Here is a 23368-nt window from a genome sequence, read left to right as displayed (position 1 = left end):
CTCCCCCAGGGGCGTTTCCTTCTTGGCGCTTCGCATTCCCATTCCGCCTAGCAGATGCACGTCTTCCGCTTCTTCCCGAGCTTGCCGGCAGAGATCATCCGCGCGATATATTCCGGGGCCGAAGGCACTTTGCATGCCGTCCCGCCCATGTTCACCCGCACCTTCCCGATCGCCGCTGCAGCCTGCACGGCTTCCTCATGAAGCGGGGCCACGTACCCGCCGACGGAGATCACAAACCCGTTCATCGTATACCTCACCCGGTTCCGCTCCTCATGAATGGACGCCTGCACACGCTCCAGCAGACCGCGCAGCTCCTCTGCCGGCAGATGCTCGTCCGGTGTGATCGAGACATAGTTCGCCCAAGTGCTCCAGCCGCAGGCGGCCACAAGCTCCTCCGGCGAATCGATCCATTCCCGTGCCAGCTCCAGGGCATGAGGACTCTCCGCCGCCGCACTCGCAACCGTATACTCGGCAATGAGATACCAATCGGCCTTGCGGGCCCATGCCTGCAGCGTCTCCTTGGCGACCGTCTTCGGGTTCACCGTCAGCCCGGCGAGGTACATCGCATCGGAAATGCCCGTATCGTACAGCTGCAGCACCAGCTCCTGGTCTCCCTTCACCGGTTTGACCAGCTTCTTGAGATCGCCCACCTTCACCCCATAGCCTGCCGGCGGCATGCCGTGCCGCATGAGCGTTTGCCTCGTGGATTCGGAGCCCATGGCCTCCAGCCGCTTCATCACTTCCTCCAGTGTCACGCCGATCCGTCCTTCCTTCAGGTTATGATAGCAGTATACACATTCCCGGCCGGCGCATCCAGAAGAAGACAGGAGCGGAAGCCTCGGAGTATCGTTCGTAGAGGGATAAGCTTTCCACGCCAAAAAAAGGCCGCCCCATATCAATCCTTTGCTTACACAAAGCCCACTTGCTTCAAATTCTCGTACGAAATCCGCAGGCTGTCGAACGCGTCCGTCGGCCCGTTATCCCGCTCGACGAGGTACCACTTCACGCCGGTTTCCTCGCACGCCTGGAGAATCTCCGGCCAGTTCAGGTTGCCCTCCATCACTTCCGTCATGATCTGATTCTGATCGATGATTGTCATATCCTTGAGATGGATGGCCTCGATGCGGCCCTTCAGCTTGCGGATCCAGGCTGCCGGATCGGCGCCTCCCGCCTGCACCCAGTACGTATCGAGCGTGAACAGGAACGTCTCCGGATTCGTCTCCTCCAGGAGGACATCCATCCCCAGCCGGCCGCCGTGCTTCTCGAATTCCCAGTGATGGTTGTGGTAGCTGAACTTCAGCCCCTGCTTCCCAAGCTCCTCCGCGATCGCGTTGAACTGCTTGGCGAATACCCCGTAGCCCTCGCTGCTGCGGAACTGCACCGGCAGTCCGCCGATCCCCGCGATGCTGCACCCCAGGGCATGATGGTCCCGGACCACCCCGTCCAGGTCTTCCACGAACCGCTCGAATGGCGTGTGCGTGATGACGATCCCTAGCTCCAGGGAGCGGGCGATACCGGCCAGCTCCTCCACCGGGATATGCCACAGTCCGGAGGCTTGAACCGTCGTATAGCCCATAGCTTTGATTCGCTGCAGTGTAGTGCGGAGATCTTCCGCCGTCTTCGTATAGTCGCGCACCGTGTAGAGCTGTGCACCCGCAATTTTGGACATGTGACGCTTCCCCCTTAGTGTGTTCCCGCTACGTCGGCCACCCGCTGAGTCACCTGCTTGTTCACCTTGGAATTCGCAATCCGCTCCTGAAGCAGCTCGTAGAAATGATCGTGGTCAAAATCCTTCAGATCCGCCCATCCGTCCACCCATGTGGAGTAATGGATGGCGTTCGAGATCAGGAGGCCGTGGATGCCTTCCTCGCCCGGTGCCAGCAGCTTCTCGCCGTGCAGTACAGCTCTCGTGAAGTTCTTCATGATGCCGATATGCTGCTCCCCGCCGTCCGAAGACACCGGAATGTGGCAGGTCCAGCTCTCGGGCTTCTTGAAGAGCTCCGTGTTCACCCGGTTGTGCTCCCGCTCGGATATCCGGTTGCGCTGGAAGGTGATCTGATTTTTCTCCACGACGATCTTGCCCATGTCGCCCGAAATCTCGAGCCGGTTCGTTCCGGGCGCCTCCCCGGTGGAGGTGATATACACGCCCGTCGCTCCGCTGTCATACTCCAGGTAAGCGGTCACGTCATCTTCGACCTCGATGTTGTAATACTTGCCGAAAGAGCAGAACGAACGGATCCGGGACGGCATGCCGAGCATCCATTGGAGCAGGTCAAGGTTATGCGGATTCTGGTTGATGAGCGTGCCGCCGCCCTCCCCCTTCCACGTGGAGCGCCAGGAGCCCGAATCGTGGTATGCCTGCGGCCGGTACCAGTCCGTCACGATCCAGACCACCCGCTTCATCGCGCCCAGCTCTCCGCTCTGCACGAGGTCCCGGACCTTCTGGAAGACGGGGTTGGTCCGCTGGTTATACATGATGCCGAATACTTTGCCCGAACGGGCTGCCGCTTCGTTCATCTCCAGCACCTGCCGGGTGTAGACGCCCGCCGGCTTCTCGACCAGCACATGCAGACCGTGCTCGAAAGCTTCGATCGCCTGCGCCGGATGGTCATAGTGCAGACCCGCGATCAGGACGGCGTCAATCAGGCCGCTTTGATACATATCCGTGACATTCTCATAGACCGCCACGCCCGGCAGGTGCTGCTGCGCCCACTCCCTGCGCGCCTCGCTTACATCGCATACGGCCCCGAGCTCGAGCCCCGGTACCCTTTTCTCCACATGAATGTGATGGCAGTGCGACGACCCCATATTGCCTAGGCCGATGACGCCGAGTCTCACCTTTTCCATATCCTGCATCCTCCTCAACCTTCTCTGCACCGTTACTGTACCACTTTCATTTGTACATGTTCATCGCTTTCATTGTTTGAAACTGTGAATATGTTGCGGTAAGATGAAAAAGAAGAACCGCTATAACAGCTTACATCCGAAGAAACGGTGGAGATCCGATGGAACCCTTGAAGCGGTGGAACGGCCGCAATCATTACTACGCAGCGGCGGATGCGTCCTTTCACTATCATCATGCCAGGGATGAGAAGCCCGATCCCCAGCACTTTAAGCCCCACTATGAGCAGGGCTGCGAGATTTATATGTTCCTCAGCGGCTCCGGCAGCTATACGGTCGAAGGCAGCCCCTACGAGCTTGAGCCCTATTCCCTGCTCATGATGAACTCCAACGAGCTGCATGTGCTGAACATCTCCGAGGATCAGCCGTATGAGCGCATCGTCCTGCTGCTGAACGAAAGCCTGCTCCCCCCTTTCCTGCTGAACGGCGTGGATTTTTTTCGCACAATCAAGTTCCGCAAGCTTGGGGAGAACAACCAGATTCCGGCCGAGACGGTGAGGTCCAGCGGACTGCTGGACCTGTTCGGCAGGCTGCAGCGGCTGCTCGAGCCCTCAGGCCCCCGAACCGCCGAGAATGAATTCGTCGCGAAGTGCGTGATCGTGCAGATTCTCTCCACATTCAATGCGCTGGCCGAGTCGGAGCATCCCCAGGCGAGCCGCAAGTCGAGCGACAAAGTGCATGTCGTGCTGGAATACATCAATGCCAACCTGGAAGAGGACCTGTCGCTCGACCTGCTCGCCGAGACGTTCTACATCACCAAGTACCACCTGTGCCATACCTTCAAGGAAGCGACAGGCTACTCGGTCAACCAGTACATTACGTTTAAACGGGTCCGCATGGCCGACGGGCTGATGCTTCAGGGCTACTCCCCCACGCAGGCCTGCTTCATGTCCGGCTTCAACACGTACTCGAACTTCTTCAAGTCGTACCGCAAGCTCACCGGCAGATCGCCGAGGAACGGCAGGAATGGCGGATAGGCAATGATGAGGATGACATCCTTTTATAAAAAGAGCGCCCCTTTCCTGATGCCGGGTTTCGAACCGTGGACAGACCCATCAGAAAGAGGCGCTCTATTATATTTGGGGGTATAGCTAGATCTTTGTGGCCGTCATCTTGATCAAGTTCATATACCTGCCGTCATCCGCTTGCATCAGCGGGATATTATCACGTGCATACGGGTTGTCGCACTGGAGCCACTCGTGCCATGCCTCCTCGAAGCAATCCATTTCCCTTACCGCTTCTACGCGGACATGGGGCGACCGCCCCCATAACGCCTGCCACCAATCGCAGGTATGCCAGTGGAGATCAGCCCCGGCAGGCGGGAGGAACGGCTGCAGCGGCCCGGGTACGCCCTCGTCAACCTCCGTCTTAAACCCCGGCACTGCGACGGCGAAGAGGCCGCCTTCCTTGACCAGCGGCGACAGATGGCCGTCCAAGTAGTCTTCATTCGCTCCAAAATAATGATACGCATCGACGCTGATGACGGCATCGAAGTAGGATTGGGCAAAAGGCAGGCGGCAGGCGTCCGCATGAATAGGGACGATCTGTTCCTCCAGACCGAACGCTCTGAATCGTTGGTAGTTTTCCGTCGCAGGGATCCATAAATCAACGGCGAACACGGTAACGTCAAACTTTTGGGCCAAATAGATCGAAGTAAGCCCGGTCCCGCAGCCCAAATCCAGCACACGCATTCCTTTTTGCAAAGGGAGAGGTGCCGTTAATTCCTTGATCATGACAATCGAACTGGGCCCCATCAGATGGGCTCTCAGGAAATCAACGTCCTCCAGGCGGTTATTCATCTTGGAGCCTCCTATCCTTTCGAAGCCGGATATATCCAGTAGATCAGCTCTTCATCTTGGCTGTCCGCTTGAAAACCTAATTTCGACAGCACCCTCTTGGAACCGGTATTGTCATGCCCGCATCTCGCCGTAATGAGCCTGACCTCCTCGTGCTTCTGGGCCCACTCCAGCAAGGCCTGGGCGGCTTCGTAGCAGTACCCCTTGCGGCGGCGGCTGTCATTTGTTGCAAACCCCAGTTCAATCCGGCCGTCCGGATCGGGATCTCCTGTAAAACCGATTCCTCCCACAATTTCTTGCGTATCTTGTTCCACGATGATCCAGGAGTCGAAGCCTCGGGTGCCGTTATTCCTGATCAGCTGTTCCCGAAAGTAAGGCAGGGCCTCCAGAAAATCAGGACCCGGCCATTCTCCGTTGGACTTGTACCCCATCGCTTCCACAGCACCGGTATCCTGCCGAGCCGCTGCATCGATGAGGTCGAGATTCAATGGGATCAGCAGGAGCCGATTCGTTTGAAGTTTCATGGATTGACTTTTCATGGATTGTACTCCTTTCCGCTCTCTCCGCTTTATGTCAGGGTTCCGATGATCACCGTGGCGTCCAGCTCCTCGGAGCGGATCATTCTCGGGCACAGTCCGTATTGTGCAAAAAGCTCGAGGGTCATCGGCGCCTGCCGCTCACTGGTTTCGATCAGAAGACAGCCGTCGTTGGCCAGCCAGAGAGGTGCCGTGGCTGCGATTCTTCGCTGCACATCGAGTCCGTCCGCACCGCCGTCGAGAGCCCTCCGTGCCTCATGGATGCGGGCTTCCCGGGGAAGAAACTTCACGTCCTCCGTAGGGACGTAAGGGGCATTGGCTGCAAGAATGCGGATGCGGCCGCGAAGCCGGTCAGGAAGAGGCTCGAAGAGATCCCCTTCATATACGAATCCGTTACGGGAACGGAGATTACGGCGGGCACACCGCACCGCTGCCGGATCGATATCGACTGCATGCACCTCAATACGTCCAACCTCGGCGATGAAGACAGCTCCCAAGGCGCCGGTGCCGCAGCACATGTCGACTACGATGTCCCCCGGCTCAGCGAGGGCGACGGCCTGCCGCGCAAGAAACTCGGTTCGGCGGCGAGGCACGAAGACTTCCGGATCCACCTCAATCCGCAGCCCGCAGAACTCCACCCACCCGATCAGGGATTCGAGGGGAAAACCGGCCGCTCTCCGGTCCGTCAATTCGGCGAGCTCGCCCGGTGTTCGGGCCGTATTCATCAGCAGCCTGGCTTCCTCCTCAGCATAAACACACCCGGCGGCCCGAAGCTTGCTGATGACTTGTGCAGAAACAGCACTTGCACTGAAATCGAGATAATTCACACACCGACCTACTTTACTTAGGGAATATCTTCAGTATACCTGCCGTTTTCCGCCCGATGTGTGCAGAGAACATTTATAATGAAACTATCCGGATCGTGACTTCACACCGTTCTGTCGTACTTTTACAAGACATTACTGCCTATCTCCGCTATCATGTTGGTCATATGAAAGATCCAGGAGGCGTTCAGAATGAAAAAATTTTCGATGGCTGCCAAATTCACGGCCAAAACCGGCGGAGGCGAAGCCTTGGCCGGTCTGCTGCTGGAGGCTGCCGCTTCCGCTCAAGCCAACCAGGCATGCGAAGCCTACATCGTCCATGTCTCGGATACCGAGCCGGATACGCTGTGGGTGACCGAGATTTGGACGAGTGAGGAGGCCCATGCCGAAGCCCTGGCCCAACCCGAAACCAGGGAAGCGATCGCCAAGGCGATGCCGTACATTGCCGGCGTCGAAGGTGCAAGAATGCGGCCTCTTGGCGGGAAAGGACTGGAAAAGAACGCGTAAACAATTCAGCGGAGTGATCTGTCCGGCAGGGTTAACGGAGTAATCTCACGGTAAGCGGCAGGAAAATCAGCTCCCCGCAGGGAACATGTCGGGGAAGGAACAATGAACATCCTGCCAAGGAGTGCATGATTGCTTATGAATTCGACGCTAGAGAGCACCCAGCTCCAGCAGACGGCAGCCGTCAACCGGGCGGTGGATTATATTGAGAGCCGCTTCCCTGCCACCCCCACCCTGAACGAGGTGGCTGCCGCCGTCTCGGTGTCGCCCTACCACCTGCACCGCCTGTTCAAGGCGGTCACCGGGGAGACGCTCCACGGCTTCGCTTCCCGGGTCAAGCTTCAGCGGGCCATCCACCGGCTGGTGTACTGGAGCTCAGCCAGCGCCACGGAGATCGCCTATGACTGCGGCTATTCTTCCATGGCCGTGTTCTCCCGCGCCTTCAAGGGTGCGGCCGGCGTGTCCCCGAGCGACTTCCGTGCAGCCCATGCGCTGCAGAACAGCAAGATTTGCAAAGCGATCAGCAGCCTCAGTCAACGCTATTCCGGGCTGTGGACGTATAATGGAGAAAGCGGGGAGCACAAGGGGAATGGACGTCGGCTGAAGGTGGCGGTTCGGGAATTCGCTCCGGCCCACCTGATCTACATACGGCATTACGGGGAATATGCTGCGGCACAGCCCCATCCGGTCCTCCAAATGAGCTTCGCCCGGCTGAACCGGCTGGCCAATGCGATGGAGCTGTGGAGCAGCACCGCCTTCCTGATGGGCATCGCACACGGCCCTTGGACCCGGTTTCCGCTGCAGCGGGGTCCCTGCGACGCAGCACTTGCCGTTCCGGCGGCTGCCCGGGAGGTTCTTCCCCGGCTGCCGGAGGAGTTCGGTGTCCGGCCCTGGGCGGGAGGCACGTATGCGGTCGTCCACTTCGAGGGAGCCCCGGAGGATGCGGACGCCGTCGCAGACACCCTGCTCGGGGAGTGGCTGCCGGACAGCGGGTACGTCTATGATGACCGGCCCGCGGCTGTAGTGACCTACAACAACCCTTACGGGGATCCGGAGGGCCGGTGGGTCGTCGACCTCTGTCTCCCGCTCCGGCTCCCGACTTAACCGGGCCCAGCCCAGAAGGAGAATCCAGCGTGATCAACCGGTTCAAAGAATACCGCCCCGTCTTCCTGTCCGCCGACCGGGAGCAGTCGCTTGCCTACTATACGAAGCTCGGCTTCCAGTGCAACCACTATACGGGCTTCGTCGACCGGGACGGCCTGCGTTTTGCAATCCATGACGCGTCCGGCGCCGCCGGTGAGATCCGGCCGAACCACCGTGTGGACGGCCGGTCCTGGGACCTGTACGTCTGGGTCGACGATGCCGACGCGCTGTATACCGAGCTGGTGGCCAAAGGCGCGATGATCCACTATCCCCCGCGCAGTCCCCGCGAATATCACATGCGCGAGTTCGCCATCCTGGACCCGGACGGTTACATCTTCGCCTTCGGTTCACCGATCCGGTAGCTGCAGGACGGCGGACTCCCCCAGGAGGAAACATACCATGTCCACGATATCCGCAAGCCGCTTGGAACGCCGGATCGGAAGCGTATTCATCCCTGTCCGGAACATCGAACAGGCCAGAGACTGGTACTGCCGTCTGCTCGGCATCACGGAGCCCTGCGAGATCCAGTTCGGCCACCTGTGCATCCTGCCCACCGCCGGGCCCGATCTCATTCTCGATACGATGCCGATGTGGGGCGGCCGGGAACCCGAGGGCGCCCCGCCGATCCGCACCCCGTCCGTCATGCTGCAGACGGAAGATCTGCAGGCATCGTATGCCTTCATGCAGGAGCATGGCGTGAGCCTTGTGACGGGCATCGAGCACGGGCACTGGTTCGTCATCGAAGACCCCGACGGGAACCGGCTGATGATCTGCGGCAGGTAGGCGGCGTCAGACCGCGGCATAGAAGCAGTAAGCACAACAGAACAACCGTCCAGGGGCCACGAAGAGGGCCCGGACGGTTGTTCGGCATGCCGGCGCTTCTTATAGGAAATTGAGAATGTGGAAGCTTGCTGGGTAACACGATCGTCGGCCGGACAGCGGAGATGCTTACCTATGACAGGCTCCCATCACACTAAATCGGATTGACTCGCTGCCCTCTTCAGACAGGGTCGGATCGCTTCCGTTTGCTCCCCGTCCCTCCTCACGAATGAATGACCGCAGCAGAGGCTGGCCCTTCCGCTGCCCTTCCGCCTGCGCCGGGCCTCCCCTGCCCCTGCAGCCTGGCGAGAATATCCGCACGCACGGCGGCGAACTCCCCGCTCTCCCGGCGGCGCGGGCGGGGCAGTCCGACCGGCACGATCCCCTGTACCCGTCCGGGCCGCGGAGTCAGCAGCACGATGCGGTCGGCGAGATAGACCGCCTCCTCGACATCGTGCGTGACGAGAACGAAAGTAATCCGTTCGCGGGACCAGATCTCGAGCAGATCGTCCTGCAGCTTGTGGCGCAGCATCGCATCCAGAGCGGCGAACGGCTCGTCCATGAGCAGCAGCCTCGGCTTCAGGCAGAGGGAGCGGGCGATGGCCACGCGCTGGCGCATCCCTCCTGAGAGCTGCTTCGGATAGAAGTCTGCGGATTCTTCGAGCCTGAACAAGGCCAGATACCGGCTGACCGTCTCGGTCTGCGCCATCCCGCGGACACCCTGCATTTGCAGGCCGAACGCGATGTTCTGCCGGACCGTAAGCCAGGGAAACAGGGCATAGTCCTGAAAGATGAACCCCCGCTCAGGCGAAGTTCCCTTCACCGGGCGTCCTCCCGCTTCGATCGTACCGCACGCGGCCGCTCCATCCCGGCGATCAGCTTGAGCAGCGTGCTTTTCCCGCAGCCGGAGGGACCGAGCAGGCACAGAAATTCGCCCTCCCGGATCCCGAACGACACGTCACGGAGCACCTCCGTGAAAGGATGCCCGCCGGCTCCTCCGTACCCGTGGGTGACTCTCCCCACATCCACCTGCATGCTGCCTCTCCTCCTTTTCTGAATGACCCCATGGTGTGGTGATCCGGCATGCCCCCTTACATCCACCGGAGCACCCGGTGCTGGATGACGCGCACCAGAGCGGATGACCCGAAGCCCAGCGCCCCGATCGTGAACATGCCGATCATCGACTGCTTGTAGTCCATGAGGTGATACGCCGACCAGGTCGAATAGCCGATCCCGAGCTGACCCGACATCATCTCCGCCGTGATGACGCCCATCCAGGAGGCTCCGATGCCGACCGACAGCCCCGTAAAAATCTCCGGCGCCATCGCCGGCAGATACACGCGCCACAGCGCGCGGAAGGGCCCGCAGCCGAGAATCCGCGCGGCCTGCACCAGGGACGGCGGCACCCGTTTGGCCGCATCCCGCGAAGAAATCAGAATCGGGAAGAACGCCCCGATATAGGTGATGAACAGGATGCTGCTCTCGATCGAGCGGAAGAGCAGCATCGCCACCGGCAGGTACGCGATGAGCGGGATCGGCCGGAACAGCTCGAGATTCGTGAAGAGCGTGTCTGCCGCCGTGCGCGAAAGTCCGCTCCACAGGCCTAGGGGCACGGCTGTCACGAGTCCCAGCGCAATGCCGATCAGCACCCGGCGGCAGCTGACGCCGACGTCCGCATAGTAAGCGGACTGCCCCAGGCTCTTCGCCCAGGCGGCAAGCACGTCGCCCGGCTTCGGCAGGTTGCCGAGCTGCAGCGGCCAGGTCACATTTGCCTGCACGGCCAGATGCCACAGCAGCAGAAAACCGAGGATCGCCAGCACCCTCAGGGCGAAGGAACGCTTCCTGCCGGGGACTCCTGTGCTGCGGAATGCACCCGTTTCGGCGGGAACGGCCAGGACGGCGGATTCTTCGCGAATCGCCATGCTAGAGCTCCTTTCCCTGCAGCCAGCTTCCGGCCTGCTCCGAATCCGTCAGGTACGGACGGCTGAGCGACTTGGCCGCCTCGCGCAGATAGCTCTCGTCGACGAACGAGCCGAGCTCCAGCTTCTTCTCGAGCTTGCCGAGCGAGCTCAGGAACTGGATGCTGCCGTTCAGCGTCTCCAGATCCTTCTTGTAGACCGCCGCATCGAAGCGGATGTTCTCCACCATCTTCCGGCACACCTCCGGCGGGAACTTGCTCTCCGCCTCGAAGATCTTCGCCGTCTCCTCCGGATGCTCCCTGGCGAACTGGTGCGCTTCAACGAGCGCCCGCAGGAAGGCTACAGCATAGGTCCGGTTCTCCTCCGCCCAATCCCGGTTCGCCACGACGCCGGCCAGGTAATCGATCTTCGTCGCCTCGCCCGGCTGCAGGACGGTCCCGATCTCCTTGTGGGCGATCAGGCTCGGATAGGGCTCCCAGGTCGAATGGGCGGCCACCTTGTTCTGCTCGATGCTCTGCATGCCCACCGTAACCGACTGGTCCACGATCTTGACCTTGTCGACGAGATCATGCTGCTTCAGCGTGTCGAGCAGCATCCGGTGGGACGAGCTGCCGATCGGCGTGGACACGGTCTGTCCCGCCAGATCCTCCACCCGCTTCACCGGGCTTCCCTTCGGCACGATGATCGCCTGGTTGCGGCCAAGCGCCCCCTTGCCGTCGAAGGCAAGGAAGACCGACCGGTAGTTCGCCTGCGTGATGCCCATCACCCCGTTGAGCAGCGACGGCATGTCGCCGAGGAACGAAAGCTGGATTTTGCCCCCCACCATCTGGTTGTTGAGGATGGAGCCTGCCGTTGCGTCGAACCACTTCACTTCGACCTGATCCGAGGGCGCCAGCTCCTTGAGATGCTTCTCGTAGAGTCCCCGGTTCTTGATGATCAGGGCCCCCCAGGTCTGTGCCGTCGGCGACTGGTAGCCGACGGTCACGACGGCCTGTCTCCCGCCGGACGGGGGAGCCGGCTTGGCGGATGTTACAGCTTCGGCAGCCCCGCTGCCGCTCCGGGTACCGCAGCCGGTCAAGGCCGCTGCGGTCAGGAGCGCCAGGGAGGCAAGCAGCAGTCTGCCCGCCCGGAGCGGCCGCTGCCTCACGGATAACCTCATGGCGATGTCCTCCTTTTTGACAAGTATGGGTATACGCTTGCCTGTGCTCCCTACCTTACAAGGTATGGCAGGTTGACGCGGACGGCATCGACCGGGCAGTCCGTCTGGCATGGCGTGCAGTACCAGCATTCGTCGTACTTCATATAGGCCTTGCCGTCCTTGTCGAGGGCCAGGATGCCCATCGGGCACACCTGGACGCAGATGTCGCAGCCGATGCATTTGTCCCGGTCGATGATGACGCTCGCCTCCGAGCGCTGTCCTACCGCTTTAGCCGACATGTTCATGGGTGTTCACCTCCCCTTGTCTGTCTTCCAGGGCCGTTTCACGGTCCGCATCCGTCAGAATGTACGGCGGCAGCTCCTTCGTGTACAGCTCCATGGCCCCGCTGTCCCCCTTGCGGACAATGACCCGCTTCAGCCAGTTCGCATCATCGCGCTCCGGATAGTCGAGGAAGTAGTGGTAGAAGCCCCACCGGCTCTCCTTGCGGAACATCGACGCCTTCGCCATCATCTCGGCGCAGTCCACGATGCTGTGAATCTCCATCGCCCGGCCGAGCTCGTGAGGGTCCCGGGCCCCCAGCAGCTGCAGGTCGACCTTGCGGAAATGCTCGATTTTCTCCAGCGCGATATCCAGCTTCGTGAGCGTCTTCGGCGGGAGCAGATAGTCGGTGACGATCCTGCGGATCTTGTACTCCACCTGCTGGTGCGGCACCCCGTCCGGCCGGGAGAGCGGCTGGAGCAGGCGCTCCCGCTCGGCTTCGATCTGCGCCGGGTCCGGCTCATATTCCGGCTGCCCGGCGGCAAAGGCCGCGGCATTCGTGCCGGCAATCTTGCCGAAGGTGAGCGCCCCGAGCAGGTACTGGTGCGGCACGCAGGCCATATCGCCCGCCGCATAGAGACCGGCCATCGACGTCTCCGCCTCGTGGTTGACCAGCACCCCGGAAGCACTGTGGCCGCTGCACAGCCCGACCTCCGAGAAGTTCAGCTCGACCATGTCGGTGCGGTAGTTTTTGCCCCGGCCTTCGTGGAACCGGTCCCGGCTCGGACGCTCGTTGTTGTGCAGGATCGACTCGATCTCCGAGATGACGTTGTCCTCCAGGTGGGTCAGCTTCAGATACAGCGGCCACTCGCCCTTGTTCTTCAGCTTCCACATGTTCATGATGAGCTCGCCGCTCCAGTAGTCGCAGCCGGTGACCCGCTCGCCCTTGCTGTTGGCCGTATAGCCGCCGAACGGTCCCGCCACATAGGCGCAGGCCGGTCCGTTGTAATCTTTCATCGTCGGGTTGATCTGGTAGCACTCGATCCCCGTCAGCTCCGCGCCCGCGTGGTAAGCCATGGCGAAGCCCTCGCCCGAATTCGTCGGATTCTCGTACGTGCTGTAGAGGTAGCCGGAATCCGTCAGACCCATCCGCCCCGCAGCGCCCGCGGTCATCACGACGGCTTTGGCCCGGACAATGACGAAGTCTCCCGTCCGCACATCGAGCCCGAGCGCCCCGATCACTTGATTGCCCTTGGTCAGCAGCCGTGTGGCCATGACCCGGTTGACGACCCGGCAGCGCATCTGCTTGACCTTCTTGGCGAGGATGACCTTCAGGTCGCTCGCTTTCGGCATCGGGAGCACATACCGCCCCTTGCGGTGAACCCGGTGGACGTTGTAATAGCCGGTCTCATCCTTCTCAAAATCAACGCCCCACGAGTCGAGCTCCTGTACGATGCCGAAGCACTCCGACGCCTGGCGGTACACCGCCCGCTGGTCGATGATGCCGTCGTTGGATTCCGTAATCTCGAGCGTATATTCCTCCGGTGTCGCCTTCCCCGGAATCACCGCATTATTCAGGCCGTCCATGCCCATCGAGATCGCGCCGCTCCGCCGGATATCCGCCTTGTCGAGCACGAGCACCTGCAGCTCCGGATTCGCCTGCTTGGCCTTGATCGCCGCCATGGTGCCGGCCGTGCCTCCGCCGATGATGAGCACATCGGTCGTATATTCTCTGGTTTCCATGCCTTGTTCATCCTCCCCTTTGCCTGTCTCGGTCTCTGCTGCCGCATCGACGTTACGCCGTTGACTCCAATTTCTGCTGTAAGTGTAGCGCCATTCCGATTAAGCCGATGAATCAGGTTGGCTATGCAGGCAATGTATCACAGCGGCAAACCGGGGTTCCAGCCCATGAGGAGCGATGACGAGGAATGAGGATGAATGAGGAGATGGACCCATAATTTCCATACAAATTCGGATGAAATACGCTTGGAGATGACCGTTCTTTTCTTGTCAGCCGGGCTGTATTGGGATAAAATCAATATCATAGTATTTGGGTCGGATATTAATGAATTTATGAGGCAGAAAGCGAGGTTTGGCTATGGATAAGGGACAGCCGCATACGGTCTTCTCTCTTCTGACCCTCGGGCAGGCCGTAGAGCTGCTCGGCGTGAGCCGGGCTACGATCGACCGCTGGCGGCAGCATAAGGGACTGCCGTCTATCAAAATCGGCCGCGACGTCTACTTTGACCGCGACGAGCTGCAGCTCTGGGTCCGGGAGCAGTCGTCCGCCGGCCGTCCCGTTCGGGATGTCCAGGTGAGTTCGGGTCCACTCTCCATGACGATCGGCTACCAGAGCGGGACCGCCCATATGTGGAGCTCCCTGATCATCAAGGGACTCCGGCTTCTGGAGGAGGAGCTGAGCCTGCTCCCCCCCTTCCGACCGGTTGAAGTCCGCTGGCGCGATGCGGCGAACGGCCTGGAACTCGTGGAAGGCCTGATTGCCGGCGAGGTGCAGATCGCCGCCCTCGGCGATTACCCGATCGCCATGAGTGCGGCGCTCGGCAGGGTGCTGCCGAAGTTCAGCCCCGTCCTGCTCGCCTTCGACGGCAAAGCCGAGCGGGGCCGCGGCATCTCGGTCGCCGTTCCCCGGCAGGCGCGGCTGCGCGACCTGTCGGATCTGGCGGGACGGACGATTGCCACCGTTCCCCATTCCAGCGCCGGCCACCGGCTGACGGGGCTGCTCACATCGATCGGCACCCCGCCGCGGCAGGTGATTCACCAGGAGATGCCGGAGAGCCTGCGCAGCATCGCTTCGGAGCGCGTCGGCGCCAGCGTGATGTGGGAGCCCTATCCGAGCCTGCTGGACTACTACGGCCAAGGGCGGCTGTTGTTCTCGGAGGGGCTCGGTGACGACTATCTGACCGGCCTGGCCGCAGACCAGGCCTGGGTCAGAACCCATGAGGACCTCACCGTCGCTTACCTGAAGGCGCATCTGCGGGCTCATGCCTTCCTGCGAAGCGAGCCGCTTAAGGCGGCCAAACTGGTCGCCCGGGCCGCAGACATCCCTGTGAAGGTGGCCGGCCAAGTCCTCTCCCGCGTCCGCTGGGATGCGGCCGTGTATACGCGGGACCTGGAGACGCTGCAGGGCTTCCTGGAAAGCGGTGCTCCTCTTCCAGCGCCGGGGCTGCCCCTCGATCTGCTCCAGCCGGGCCCAGCCTACCGTGGCGAGTATCTCCAGGCCGCCGCTCGGCAACTCCGCCTGCCGGCCATCGGAGACGGGCCGGTCCTAGGGGATTGGTCGAAGCGGGTGCTGCTGTAGCGGGGCCCGGAGTTACCGGCATACCAAAAAGGCCAGCCGGCCCTTTTGCCGGTTGGCCTTCCAATTGATTTCTTAACTGTCATCTCAGGTAAACAGGAGTCAAACTCGCTGTTGAAAGAAATCGATAAAGTATCCTTCTGATGAGCGCGTTCTCTCCTGCGTTAAGAGAAGTACATCCAGTGACTTGGCCGGTGGACCAAATCTCTTATGTAACGAAGACAGATAATACTCCATCGAATGTTCATCGTAAAGATAGTCGGATGCACAACAGCTGTCCGCCATGTATACTGCAAATTGGGCATCGAGTACACCAGCAATCTCACAACAAACCGCTCGAATGCTCTCTCTATACTCTGGATTGGATAAGACATAAACCCATCTTGACCCCGTCTGAAGCTCACACATATGCCTGCTGAATAGAAGATCGATCCCCGCGGGGCCTTTTAACAGCAAAGTACCCCTACACTCCAACTCCTCTTCAATCGAATCGAAGAGATTCTTCTTCGTGTAGTTCGATTCTCGCGTATATCTTTGCTCCCGCTCCCAGCACCATGAACAGCTTACGTGAGGATTATTGTACTGAATTTCTTTTATGTGCCCAATCAATACCGGCAAGCTGCTGCCAGCCAACTTCTCTGCCATTGCGGCAATCTCTGTACCGTTCAGTCTATGAGGGAAAACCGCTGAAAAACCAGCTCCCATGCCGTCAGCCCCCCTTCGGAACCATCACAACGATTACATCAGAAGAAGTTAACCGATCTACTGCCGCCGCGAAGAATGGTTCCCTCTTCAACTCTTCCCGAATATTTCGGATGATGATACGAAAAGGTGGAGAGACACCGAATCCGCCGCATATACAATCGTAGAGACTCATCGGTTCGGTTCCGTAATAGCCGCCCGGACCATGGACCGCCTCCCCCAACGCACAATAAAAAGAGAGCGCATCGGTAATCGGGGAAGCATCCATCTCATAAGTTTGATGTCTTTGGTCACCCTGAAGTTGACGGGTTCTCATCAGCTGGCCGTCATACAATCGCACAACCTCCAGCCATCCGCTTCGTTCTCTTCCGGATAACTTGATCCATTCACCCGGTTCAACAGGGGGAGATTCCCTCCAGCCTTCCCACACAGCCAGGGCTTCCGCGGACGCTGGTGCCAGCAACGTGCCGAGTAACTCCAGACGGCTCTGTTCCCTCCCAAAGACCTTGTCAAACCGGGAAGGGTGAGACAAAACGAAATGATAGCTTCCTATGATTCGTTCGGATGTATCCAGAATCGCCAATTGAAGACTGCCCCAGCTGCTTGAAACGCTATATCCTTCGTCAATCCGGCTGTTCCGTTCAAAACCGAACATCACAATCCGGTTGATCATCTCCCCGTCCACTTCTACGGGCTGCTCGCCCGCTAGGCCAATCAGATCGGCACAATAACCGATGCAAACACCGGATTCATCCTCGATGACAGCATATTTTCTCATAACCGTGCCTTAAGCTTCCGATAAAAATCATCCGCAACACAATGAGCGGGCAGTCCGGAGACACCTCCGTCACCGATCTCGATCACAAGCCAGTCCCCAGCGGTCGTCTTTGCTATATCCATGGTGAAGAATGGACTCGCGATGCGGCCTGCAGCTTCAGTGAACCGCTTGAGATCCGGCAGTTCCTGCCCGCTGTATTCCAATTCGTCCCAATAGGCCGCGGCTGTCAGCAATCGGTGATGCAGGAAAAACAGACGGTATTCGTTCGACAGCGGCATACCGCTCTTCGGGTGGACTGCTGCATGCTCCAGTGGAGCGAATTCGCGAAATACCACGCCCCCGTTCAATTCCTCCCCTTGACGGCTAACGAAGTTGCCGACTACCCTCTCCACCTGATTGCGGTCCGTAAGATCCGGAATATAACACGCATCCTCCCATTCGTGCTTGCGGGATTTGACAAAGTCCTTGATAAGAAGGGAGCGGATGCCTTGCTCCGCGAAGGCCTGGAGCCGCTTGTGAATCCGATCCATGCCCTCCTCCAGTTCCTTCGCTTCCACCCATAGGCTTCTGGGTGTGAGGTCGGAGACCAAATCGTACGAATAAGGAAAATAATGCCCCTGCACATACGCCTCCGGTGATGTGAGCAGGCGGATGTTCTTCCTGTGGAGCTCATCGTAAAGAAGCCTGTACTTCTCCGGCTTCATCATCCAGCCCCGGTAGAGCGCCTTCTGCTCCACTTGCTGGGATTCAACCCTTCGGACTGCGGCCGTTCCATGCCCAAGAAGCAGCTCTTCGAGTGAGATGAGACCGACCTCAAAGCCCTGCCGCTTCGCAGCCTCGTATTCCTGCGCATACTCGCTGTCAACCATCCTTGGATCCAACGGATCCGCGCAGAACAGGACACGCATTCCTTTTTGCCTCCCCCCGGCTTCCCCACTCCTACGTATCTATCGTCACCTCATCCCACTCCTGCTCCCGGTACCGGATCAGCCAGTTCAACGCGCGGTGACGCTCATACACGACCCCTGCGTCCAGTCCTCCGGGGGCCTGTTCGCCCTTCAGGCGGCTGTCCACGCAGACCCAGTTGTACCGGTAGATGAGATCCGCCGCATCCAGGATCTCGCTCTTCGCCCGCATACGGGCACCTTTCACGAAGCCTTTGTAGTTCTCCTGCTCCTGGAGCAGCGAAACCATCTCCGGCACATCACAAATCCGGTCCGGAGTTTCGAGCGCATCAACATACCCAAGCGCCCAGAGCAGCACCGTGTAAGCCTCGTAGCCCCAGGAATAGGCCGCAATGTCCCCATGCTCCGGAGCCTCAGCCTTTAAGAACTCCCCCTCCTTCGGCGTAAAGAAATCCTCCGCCCCATTCTGTCGGATCACCCGGTTGACAAGCGACCGGGTATCCTTCGGGCTTTCCCCTGCGCCGTGGCACTCTCCCTTCAGGGCCGTAATGCATAAGGCAATTGCCCGCTTGGCTATTTCCTCCACACTGCGGATAGTTACTTCTTCATCCCCCGCCCGAACCGGGAGATGGGCATTATAGCGGACGCCCTGCTCCTCAAGGATCCTCTCACTGCGCTCCTTACGTCGGCGTCCCGATTCCGTAACAACGAGGTCGCCATCCAACAAACTGGCGTGGGCCGTCACGACGAGATCGTCCACTTCGCTTCTCCCGTCCAGGTCCATGATCAGCCGGCCCCTGCTGTCCAGCAGCTCCCGAGTCCCCATGAACACGATCCCGTTCAGCCGGTCCGCCAGCTCAAGCAGCGCTTCCCGGAACGGGCCGGTAATCTCCTGGTCCGTCTCCACTCCGATCACCATATTCAGCGCCGAAATTTGAATGAGCAGCTTTTCCTGCACAGCCGCATTCTCCGCAGGGAGTCCCGCAAAATAGTTCCCCATCCCGTTTTTCATCACCGCGAACTCACCAGGCTGGGTCTGGCTGGTCATGATGTTCAAACCGAAGCGGGAACTCCTGAACCACTTGCGGCTGATCACCGCAATGCGGGCTCCCTTCTCGCTGACTTCTACCTTGTGCTTCGGATAAAGGTCTTTGACAATGCCGGCCACCCGGTCCAGATCCATCTGCGGGCTGTAGATGGCACAATTCTTCATGGTCGTTAATCTCCTTCGGTCAACACGTATGTAAAAAAGCTATTATATTTTACTGGAATCTTCCAGATTTGTCTTGGTTGAAGGCCTGCAGGCACCATAGGATCTTCATCGCCCCGCACCCAAAAACCTCTCCACCTGCCCACGGTGGTGAGCATCGTGGTGGATGAAGACGCCGATAAATTTTCCGTAGGTATAGGGTTCGCCGTCTATCGTAAATCGGATCGAATCGTCATAGACGCCTGCGAGTACGTTCAGCAGCTCCTGCCGCGTCCTCACCGCCTCATCGATCAGCGCATCCCAATCCGTGTACTGCTCCGCCGCCCGTGCGCCTGCCGGTTATTCTCCTCAATGTCAACGAAAAACGTACCCTCCGCCATATTTGGAATCATTACTTCCATACTGTTGCAGTCACAATGCATGATATATGTAAGCACTTCCCTCAGTGACCAGGTTCCCGGCGAGATCGGCTCCAGCCAGACGGCCCTGCCCCGCTCCCTTACGTCCCGGACCCATGGAATCCATTCGGCGAATTCGTTCAAAGCAGCGTGCTGTGAATTTGTTGTCATGGGACAGCCACTTTCCATTGTTCTATAGATGTCAGGATGAATTTCATCCGGATGCAGAGGAACCATAGCGTCCCCGCCCTTCCTCCCGGGGCTTCATTCCGATCAATCCTTCGATCTCACGCAGCTGGCGCAGGTGATGACGAAAGTGCATGCCCGCAAGCTCGAACCACTCCTGTGCATTCAGCCAGCCAAATCCGTCATGCTTTACTTTGTGATGGGGGTTGATCGTATCGATTTTCTTCTCCCAAGCCCTCATGCTCTGCAGCACTTCGTCGAGTCCGCGCATCAAACTCTCTTGGCTGTGCGTGTTGCAAGGAGTATTCTCCGGCCCGTCCGGCAGCCGGATCTTCACCGGCGGGAACCCGCCGAGTCCGAACACCTGCTCACCGGCTTCGGTCTTCCCCTGCGGCCGCTCCTCCGCAGCCGCAGCGCAGAGCTCCACCTGCACGAGATAGTCCAGTGTGGTCAGGATCAGGTGGTCATATAATTGACAGAGCGACCATCCTCCGGGGGCAGGGATGCAGTGGAGCTGTTCCGGTGAATATAGGGACAGCTCCGATTGGTATGTAAGTATCAGCTCTTCGAAACTTATTCGAGCCCTCCTCTCATTAAAAAGGCATGCATCCATAACTCCCTCTATCGTACATCGCCGCCGCTGCTTTAATTTCTTACGGAATGCGGTTTTGCGGCGCGCCGCGGTGATGTATCCTACAAAACACGCTTCAATACGCTCAACAAATAAAGGTCCAGCCGCTCCCCCATCATCTCATCCGTCAGCCCGGTCATGCCGAGGTCCGTCCAGCCGCGGTATACCTCCGGCGGCCAGAAGGCGAAATCGATCAGGGTGACCAGGTCCCAGTAGGGATCGTAGACAAAAGAATCCCCGGCATGCTCCTGATAGGAGGATAAGAACGCGTCGGCCGTTCCCGCATCATGCAGCAGGGCCAGATTCACACGGCAGTGTCCCACATCAATCCCTGCAGGGCCGGTGCAGCCGTTGACCCAGTCGACGATCCCGCTCACCTCTTCGCCCGTCCATAACACATTCGCCGGATGATAGTCCCGGTGAATGAATCTCACCGCCGGGGTCGGACGGGGTCCCGTCACGATACGGGCAGCTTCCTTCCACTGGTCCGGGACCTTCGACCAGGAGGACGTATCCAGCTTCGAGGCATCGCAGTACGGCGAGAACGACCACGGGAAATCGCCTGCCTCCACCTCGTGAATACGCGAGATCGCTTCGGCCATGGCCTCCACCCACCGCTTGGGATCCGGCGGCTGCAATACGACGCGGCCCGGGAGCCGGCTCATCAGCACCGCCGGCACGCCGCAGTGCGCCCCTGTCTTGTCGATCGCGAGGATCTTCGGCGTCTGGACACCGGCGCAGCGGGATGCGTGCCGCAAGCTTTCCGCCTCCCGGACGGCGAGGTCCGGCTGGTCGCTCACCCACTCTTCGTCGTGGAACAGCCGCAGCACTACGTCCGTCTCTTCCCCGTGAACACGAAGCGTGATCCGGTGTACAAGAGAAGAAACGCCTCCCTGAAGCTGCTCAATCGCAGCAGCAGCGGCTTTCGGATGTACGGCCTGTACAACCCATGCCAAGACTTGGTCGGGTAACGTATGTTTCATAGAACTCGGTCCTCCATACCTTTTTTTTTGACCCGTCCCTTTACGGGTTCCATATTCGCTGAATCTCGGGAAGCTCGTCCCGGAAGGATAATTGATACACATCCGGATTGGTTAACCGTTCCCACTCCGCGAACCCGATGCGTTCATCATAAAGCTTCAGCAGAAGCGAGATCAGGTTCCCATGCGATACGAGGACAGCACTCGTGTAATGACTGTTCAGCACTTCCTCCACCACAGCCGCGGCACGCTTCATGGCCGCCCTGCCGGATTCCCCGCCCTCCCAGCACAAGTCCAAATCATCGTATGTCCTGCGAAGCATCTCCCGCCACTCCGGATGGCTCCCGCCGGACAAGACCCTCTCCGCTAACCGCTCATCCGTCTGAATCTGGATTCCCCGCTGACGGGCTAGCGGCAGGATGGTCGAGTAAGCCCTTTTGAAGGGACTGGAGAGAATGCAATCCACTTGCCTGCCGCCAAAAAATGAAACCAGCCTGGCCGCCTGCTGCACACCGTTCTCCGTCAGCTTGGCTCCGGGCTCCTGCCCTTCGGCCTGGCCGTGCCGAACCACATAGATTGTTTTCATATGAAGGTCTCCTTATGGATGTCTGCTTATGGAAGTATCCTGCCGGGTACACAATATATTCCATATAACCAGGTCCCCTTCCTGCCGGGAGAGGCACTTGATGATGCCAACTAAACAGAAACCTGCATTCATTGATCCATCAACAATTGACACATCAATTGTTAAATGATAAATTAATTGCAGGCAATTAAATAAGCTTTTGTGCAATCCCAGAATCGGCCCTATGACCGTTCATCTATGTTCCAGATTCACCCGGGAGGACTCCAACATGACTCGCATCGGTTCCAAGGAAGAACTGATTCTGTATCTACTCAATGGACTCGGCAACAAAATCAGTCCCAAGTTCGAACGCTGCACAGGAATCAGCTCGTCCCGTCTCGAGATTCTGCACGAACTGTGCCGCAGCGATGAGATCAACCAATCCACACTGCAGAAGTGCATCGACATTGACAGTGCGGCCATTACGCGCCATCTCAAGCAGCTGGAGGCGGACGGAATGGTTACCCGGCGCCGGAATCCGGACGACAACCGCGTGACCTTCGTGCGACTCACCGAGGAAGGCCGGCGGCGGATCGGAGCGTACACGGCCGAGAAGGAGCTTTTTATCCGCCAGATCCTGCATGGCTTCAGCGAGGAAGAAGTCCATGTGCTGGCCGATATGCTCGAACGCATGCAGAACAACATCTAACCCAGAATAAAGGAGCTTGTCCCCATCATGAGCGAATTTCAGAAGACCAATGATTTCAAAGAGATTACATACGGACGCCGTTCCGTCAAAGCCTATGACCCTGAAGTGAAAATCAGCCGCGAGGAAATGACCGACATTCTGGAAGGAGCCACACGCGCACCCTCTTCGGTCAATGCGCAGCCTTGGCGTTTCGTCGTCATCGAGAGCCAGGAAGGCAAAGAAAAGCTGGCTCCGCTGGCCCGCTTCAACCAGACCCAGGTGCTGACCTCCTCCGCCGTCATCGCGGTATTCGCCGACATGAACAATGCCGAGTACCTGGACGAAATCTATGGCAAAATGGTGGAGCTGGGTTACATGCCGCAGGATGTGAAGGACATGCAGCTCAAGGCGATCAAGAATTACTACGAGCAGCTTCCTGCCGCGGACCTGCGGGACGTGAATTTCATCGATGCCGGTCTCGTCTCGATGCAGCTTATGCTGGTGGCCCGTGCCCACGGCTATGACACCAACCCGATCGGCGGCTACGAGAAAGACAAGATTGCCGAAGCCTTCGGTCTGGACCAAGAACGCTACCAGCCGATCATGCTCATCAGCATCGGCAAAGCGGCCAAAGAAGGCTACCCGTCCTACCGCCTGCCGGTTGAAACGGTAACCACCTGGAATTAATTTCTATTTCAACAGCGAAAGGAAGCTGACAGTCATGATCATTATTCATGCCCATCTGCAAGTAAAACCCGACCAGGAAGAGGCGTTCCTGAATGCCGTCAAAGCCCTCATCCCCGCCTCCCGCGCTGAAGAAGGCAATGTGACCTACACCCTGATGAAGAGCACGGAGCAGGAGCACCGCTACACGATGGTGGAGCTGTGGAAGGATGAAGCTGCAATCGCGGCGTACAACGCAAGCAGCCATTTCCAGGCGTTCATGCAGCAGGCGCCTGCCTTCATGGCCGCACCTATGCAGGCGGAAGTCTTCGCAGGCGAGCCCGTGAAGCGTTAATCCGGCACGCGAGCCAAAGAAAAAAAACCAGCAGGGTTGATCGCAGGATCAGCTCCGCTGGTTTTTTTAATAAAAATATTTCCATTGAAATATTCGTTTTTGCACACTGGACAATTAACGTGATAAACTATC

The 23368-nt window shown here is 59.1% G+C and carries 28 protein-coding genes and 1 pseudogene; 9 read left to right on the top strand and 20 right to left on the bottom strand.

Annotated features, from left to right (window positions below; translation table 11 throughout):
- Positions 1-47: 47 nt before the first annotated feature.
- The 3 genes from PM3016_RS16910 to PM3016_RS16900 all read right to left on the bottom strand — a co-directional run bounded on the left by PM3016_RS16910 (position 48) and on the right by PM3016_RS16900 (position 2847).
- On the bottom strand, positions 48-755 hold the full coding sequence (locus PM3016_RS16910) for a DNA alkylation repair protein (RefSeq protein ID WP_014370262.1): 708 nt from the start codon (positions 753-755) through the stop codon (positions 48-50).
- A 152-nt stretch (positions 756-907) separates the two neighbouring features.
- Positions 908-1669: a sugar phosphate isomerase/epimerase family protein gene (locus PM3016_RS16905; RefSeq protein ID WP_014370261.1), complete on the bottom strand. Its 762-nt coding sequence runs from the start codon at positions 1667-1669 to the stop codon at positions 908-910.
- Between the two features lie 14 nt (positions 1670-1683).
- On the bottom strand, positions 1684-2847 hold the full coding sequence (locus PM3016_RS16900) for a Gfo/Idh/MocA family protein (RefSeq protein WP_013916908.1): 1164 nt from the start codon (positions 2845-2847) through the stop codon (positions 1684-1686).
- Between the two features lie 158 nt (positions 2848-3005).
- Here PM3016_RS16900 and PM3016_RS16895 point away from each other — a divergent pair, with 158 nt between their 5' ends.
- The gene (locus tag PM3016_RS16895; RefSeq protein WP_014370260.1) at positions 3006-3878 is read left to right on the top strand and encodes an AraC family transcriptional regulator; all 873 of its coding nucleotides are present in this window, start codon (positions 3006-3008) and stop codon (positions 3876-3878) included.
- Between the two features lie 114 nt (positions 3879-3992).
- Here PM3016_RS16895 and PM3016_RS16890 read toward each other — a convergent pair whose 3' ends face one another.
- From PM3016_RS16890 to PM3016_RS16880, 3 genes are read right to left on the bottom strand one after another with little or no spacing between them, the layout of a single operon-like run.
- Complete coding sequence (locus tag PM3016_RS16890; protein WP_014370259.1) at positions 3993-4700, bottom strand: SAM-dependent methyltransferase; 708 nt, start codon at positions 4698-4700, stop codon at positions 3993-3995.
- 11 nt (positions 4701-4711) lie between these two features.
- The gene (locus PM3016_RS16885) at positions 4712-5236 is read right to left on the bottom strand and encodes a GNAT family N-acetyltransferase (RefSeq protein WP_014370258.1); all 525 of its coding nucleotides are present in this window, start codon (positions 5234-5236) and stop codon (positions 4712-4714) included.
- Between the two features lie 29 nt (positions 5237-5265).
- Positions 5266-6060 (bottom strand): putative protein N(5)-glutamine methyltransferase, encoded by a 795-nt coding sequence (locus PM3016_RS16880; RefSeq protein ID WP_014370257.1) that lies wholly within the window; start codon positions 6058-6060, stop codon positions 5266-5268.
- A gap of 189 nt (positions 6061-6249) precedes the next feature.
- On the opposite strand from PM3016_RS16880, the gene PM3016_RS16875 reads away from it, so the two are divergent.
- The 4 genes from PM3016_RS16875 to PM3016_RS16860 all read left to right on the top strand — a co-directional run bounded on the left by PM3016_RS16875 (position 6250) and on the right by PM3016_RS16860 (position 8487).
- Positions 6250-6564 (top strand): putative quinol monooxygenase, encoded by a 315-nt coding sequence (locus PM3016_RS16875; protein WP_013916903.1) that lies wholly within the window; start codon positions 6250-6252, stop codon positions 6562-6564.
- Between the two features lie 135 nt (positions 6565-6699).
- Positions 6700-7665: an AraC family transcriptional regulator gene (locus PM3016_RS16870; protein ID WP_238540522.1), complete on the top strand. Its 966-nt coding sequence runs from the start codon at positions 6700-6702 to the stop codon at positions 7663-7665.
- Between the two features lie 29 nt (positions 7666-7694).
- Positions 7695-8066, top strand: coding sequence for a VOC family protein (locus PM3016_RS16865; RefSeq protein WP_013916901.1), 372 nt, complete (start codon positions 7695-7697; stop codon positions 8064-8066).
- 37 nt (positions 8067-8103) lie between these two features.
- Complete coding sequence (locus PM3016_RS16860; protein WP_013916900.1) at positions 8104-8487, top strand: VOC family protein; 384 nt, start codon at positions 8104-8106, stop codon at positions 8485-8487.
- Positions 8488-8746: 259 nt separating this feature from the next.
- Here PM3016_RS16860 and PM3016_RS16855 read toward each other — a convergent pair.
- From PM3016_RS16855 to PM3016_RS16835, 5 genes and pseudogenes are all read right to left on the bottom strand, one after another.
- Positions 8747-9558 (bottom strand): annotated as a pseudogene (locus PM3016_RS16855) (ABC transporter ATP-binding protein).
- A 56-nt stretch (positions 9559-9614) separates the two neighbouring features.
- Positions 9615-10445, bottom strand: coding sequence for an ABC transporter permease (locus PM3016_RS16850; protein WP_014370255.1), 831 nt, complete (start codon positions 10443-10445; stop codon positions 9615-9617).
- Position 10446: 1 nt separating this feature from the next.
- Positions 10447-11601, bottom strand: coding sequence for an ABC transporter substrate-binding protein (locus PM3016_RS16845; protein WP_014370254.1), 1155 nt, complete (start codon positions 11599-11601; stop codon positions 10447-10449).
- Positions 11602-11651: 50 nt separating this feature from the next.
- A complete protein-coding gene (locus PM3016_RS16840; RefSeq protein WP_013916896.1) occupies positions 11652-11885 on the bottom strand; it encodes a 4Fe-4S dicluster domain-containing protein in 234 nt (77 codons plus the stop codon).
- Entirely contained in the window at positions 11869-13602 is a 1734-nt protein-coding gene (locus tag PM3016_RS16835) for a fumarate reductase/succinate dehydrogenase flavoprotein subunit (RefSeq protein WP_013916895.1), read from the bottom strand. Before PM3016_RS16835 ends, PM3016_RS16840 begins: the two co-directional genes overlap by 17 nt.
- A 355-nt stretch (positions 13603-13957) precedes the next feature.
- Here PM3016_RS16835 and PM3016_RS16830 point away from each other — a divergent pair, with 355 nt between their 5' ends.
- Positions 13958-15178 (top strand): helix-turn-helix domain-containing protein, encoded by a 1221-nt coding sequence (locus PM3016_RS16830; protein WP_014370253.1) that lies wholly within the window; start codon positions 13958-13960, stop codon positions 15176-15178.
- A 99-nt stretch (positions 15179-15277) separates the two neighbouring features.
- Here PM3016_RS16830 and PM3016_RS16825 read toward each other — a convergent pair whose 3' ends face one another.
- From PM3016_RS16825 to PM3016_RS16790, 9 genes are all read right to left on the bottom strand, one after another.
- A complete protein-coding gene (locus tag PM3016_RS16825) occupies positions 15278-15880 on the bottom strand; it encodes a hypothetical protein (protein WP_014370252.1) in 603 nt (200 codons plus the stop codon).
- Positions 15881-15884: 4 nt separating this feature from the next.
- Positions 15885-16655, bottom strand: a complete 771-nt coding sequence (locus tag PM3016_RS16820) for a barstar family protein (RefSeq protein WP_013916891.1) — start codon at positions 16653-16655, stop codon at positions 15885-15887.
- Complete coding sequence (locus PM3016_RS16815) at positions 16652-17563, bottom strand: ATP-grasp domain-containing protein (protein WP_014370251.1); 912 nt, start codon at positions 17561-17563, stop codon at positions 16652-16654. The genes PM3016_RS16820 and PM3016_RS16815 overlap by 4 nt, the downstream gene beginning before the upstream one ends.
- 31 nt (positions 17564-17594) lie before the next feature.
- Positions 17595-18773 (bottom strand): DUF4272 domain-containing protein, encoded by a 1179-nt coding sequence (locus PM3016_RS16810; protein ID WP_014370250.1) that lies wholly within the window; start codon positions 18771-18773, stop codon positions 17595-17597.
- A gap of 105 nt (positions 18774-18878) precedes the next feature.
- Positions 18879-19049, bottom strand: coding sequence for a hypothetical protein (locus PM3016_RS41390; RefSeq protein WP_413783327.1), 171 nt, complete (start codon positions 19047-19049; stop codon positions 18879-18881).
- 11 nt (positions 19050-19060) lie between these two features.
- Positions 19061-19339 carry a hypothetical protein gene (locus tag PM3016_RS16805; protein ID WP_148279687.1) on the bottom strand — a complete coding sequence of 93 codons (279 nt, stop codon included), beginning with the start codon at positions 19337-19339 and terminating at the stop codon, positions 19061-19063.
- Positions 19340-19382: 43 nt separating this feature from the next.
- On the bottom strand, positions 19383-19967 hold the full coding sequence (locus PM3016_RS16800) for a DinB family protein (protein ID WP_014370248.1): 585 nt from the start codon (positions 19965-19967) through the stop codon (positions 19383-19385).
- An 80-nt stretch (positions 19968-20047) separates the two neighbouring features.
- Positions 20048-20968, bottom strand: coding sequence for a phosphotransferase family protein (locus PM3016_RS16795; protein ID WP_014370247.1), 921 nt, complete (start codon positions 20966-20968; stop codon positions 20048-20050).
- Between the two features lie 40 nt (positions 20969-21008).
- Complete coding sequence (locus PM3016_RS16790) at positions 21009-21551, bottom strand: histidine phosphatase family protein (RefSeq protein ID WP_014370246.1); 543 nt, start codon at positions 21549-21551, stop codon at positions 21009-21011.
- A gap of 268 nt (positions 21552-21819) precedes the next feature.
- On the opposite strand from PM3016_RS16790, the gene PM3016_RS16785 reads away from it, so the two are divergent.
- Genes PM3016_RS16785 through PM3016_RS16775 form a run of 3 tightly spaced genes read left to right on the top strand, consistent with a single transcriptional unit; the run spans position 21820 to position 23236 of the window.
- A complete protein-coding gene (locus PM3016_RS16785; protein ID WP_014370245.1) occupies positions 21820-22239 on the top strand; it encodes a MarR family winged helix-turn-helix transcriptional regulator in 420 nt (139 codons plus the stop codon).
- Between the two features lie 27 nt (positions 22240-22266).
- A complete protein-coding gene (locus PM3016_RS16780) occupies positions 22267-22905 on the top strand; it encodes a nitroreductase family protein (RefSeq protein ID WP_014370244.1) in 639 nt (212 codons plus the stop codon).
- Positions 22906-22939: 34 nt separating this feature from the next.
- Positions 22940-23236, top strand: coding sequence for a putative quinol monooxygenase (locus tag PM3016_RS16775; protein ID WP_014370243.1), 297 nt, complete (start codon positions 22940-22942; stop codon positions 23234-23236).
- Positions 23237-23368: the final 132 nt, after the last annotated feature.

Source organism: Paenibacillus mucilaginosus 3016, from assembly GCF_000250655.1.
Classification (GTDB): domain Bacteria; phylum Bacillota; class Bacilli; order Paenibacillales; family NBRC-103111; genus Paenibacillus_G; species Paenibacillus_G mucilaginosus.
Note: the sequence above shows the minus strand (reverse complement) of the source record. Positions and strands in the feature narration are given on the sequence as shown.

Coding starts and splice junctions, on each gene's coding strand:
- PM3016_RS16905 (WP_014370261.1), bottom strand. CDS start 1,669: ATGTCCAAAATTGCGGGTGCACAGCTCTACACGGTGCGCGACTATACG.
- PM3016_RS16900 (WP_013916908.1), bottom strand. CDS start 2,847: ATGGAAAAGGTGAGACTCGGCGTCATCGGCCTAGGCAATATGGGGTCG.
- PM3016_RS16895 (WP_014370260.1), top strand. CDS start 3,006: ATGGAACCCTTGAAGCGGTGGAACGGCCGCAATCATTACTACGCAGCG.
- PM3016_RS16890 (WP_014370259.1), bottom strand. CDS start 4,700: ATGAATAACCGCCTGGAGGACGTTGATTTCCTGAGAGCCCATCTGATG.
- PM3016_RS16885 (WP_014370258.1), bottom strand. CDS start 5,236: ATGAAAAGTCAATCCATGAAACTTCAAACGAATCGGCTCCTGCTGATC.
- PM3016_RS16875 (WP_013916903.1), top strand. CDS start 6,250: ATGAAAAAATTTTCGATGGCTGCCAAATTCACGGCCAAAACCGGCGGA.
- PM3016_RS16870 (WP_238540522.1), top strand. CDS start 6,700: ATGAATTCGACGCTAGAGAGCACCCAGCTCCAGCAGACGGCAGCCGTC.
- PM3016_RS16860 (WP_013916900.1), top strand. CDS start 8,104: ATGTCCACGATATCCGCAAGCCGCTTGGAACGCCGGATCGGAAGCGTA.
- PM3016_RS16850 (WP_014370255.1), bottom strand. CDS start 10,445: ATGGCGATTCGCGAAGAATCCGCCGTCCTGGCCGTTCCCGCCGAAACG.
- PM3016_RS16845 (WP_014370254.1), bottom strand. CDS start 11,601: ATGAGGTTATCCGTGAGGCAGCGGCCGCTCCGGGCGGGCAGACTGCTG.
- PM3016_RS16840 (WP_013916896.1), bottom strand. CDS start 11,885: ATGAACATGTCGGCTAAAGCGGTAGGACAGCGCTCGGAGGCGAGCGTC.
- PM3016_RS16835 (WP_013916895.1), bottom strand. CDS start 13,602: ATGGAAACCAGAGAATATACGACCGATGTGCTCATCATCGGCGGAGGC.
- PM3016_RS16830 (WP_014370253.1), top strand. CDS start 13,958: ATGGATAAGGGACAGCCGCATACGGTCTTCTCTCTTCTGACCCTCGGG.
- PM3016_RS16825 (WP_014370252.1), bottom strand. CDS start 15,880: ATGGGAGCTGGTTTTTCAGCGGTTTTCCCTCATAGACTGAACGGTACA.
- PM3016_RS16820 (WP_013916891.1), bottom strand. CDS start 16,655: ATGAGAAAATATGCTGTCATCGAGGATGAATCCGGTGTTTGCATCGGT.
- PM3016_RS16815 (WP_014370251.1), bottom strand. CDS start 17,563: ATGCGTGTCCTGTTCTGCGCGGATCCGTTGGATCCAAGGATGGTTGAC.
- PM3016_RS16810 (WP_014370250.1), bottom strand. CDS start 18,773: ATGAAGAATTGTGCCATCTACAGCCCGCAGATGGATCTGGACCGGGTG.
- PM3016_RS16805 (WP_148279687.1), bottom strand. CDS start 19,339: ATGACAACAAATTCACAGCACGCTGCTTTGAACGAATTCGCCGAATGG.
- PM3016_RS16800 (WP_014370248.1), bottom strand. CDS start 19,967: ATGGATGCATGCCTTTTTAATGAGAGGAGGGCTCGAATAAGTTTCGAA.
- PM3016_RS16795 (WP_014370247.1), bottom strand. CDS start 20,968: ATGAAACATACGTTACCCGACCAAGTCTTGGCATGGGTTGTACAGGCC.
- PM3016_RS16790 (WP_014370246.1), bottom strand. CDS start 21,551: ATGAAAACAATCTATGTGGTTCGGCACGGCCAGGCCGAAGGGCAGGAG.
- PM3016_RS16785 (WP_014370245.1), top strand. CDS start 21,820: ATGACTCGCATCGGTTCCAAGGAAGAACTGATTCTGTATCTACTCAAT.
- PM3016_RS16780 (WP_014370244.1), top strand. CDS start 22,267: ATGAGCGAATTTCAGAAGACCAATGATTTCAAAGAGATTACATACGGA.
- PM3016_RS16775 (WP_014370243.1), top strand. CDS start 22,940: ATGATCATTATTCATGCCCATCTGCAAGTAAAACCCGACCAGGAAGAG.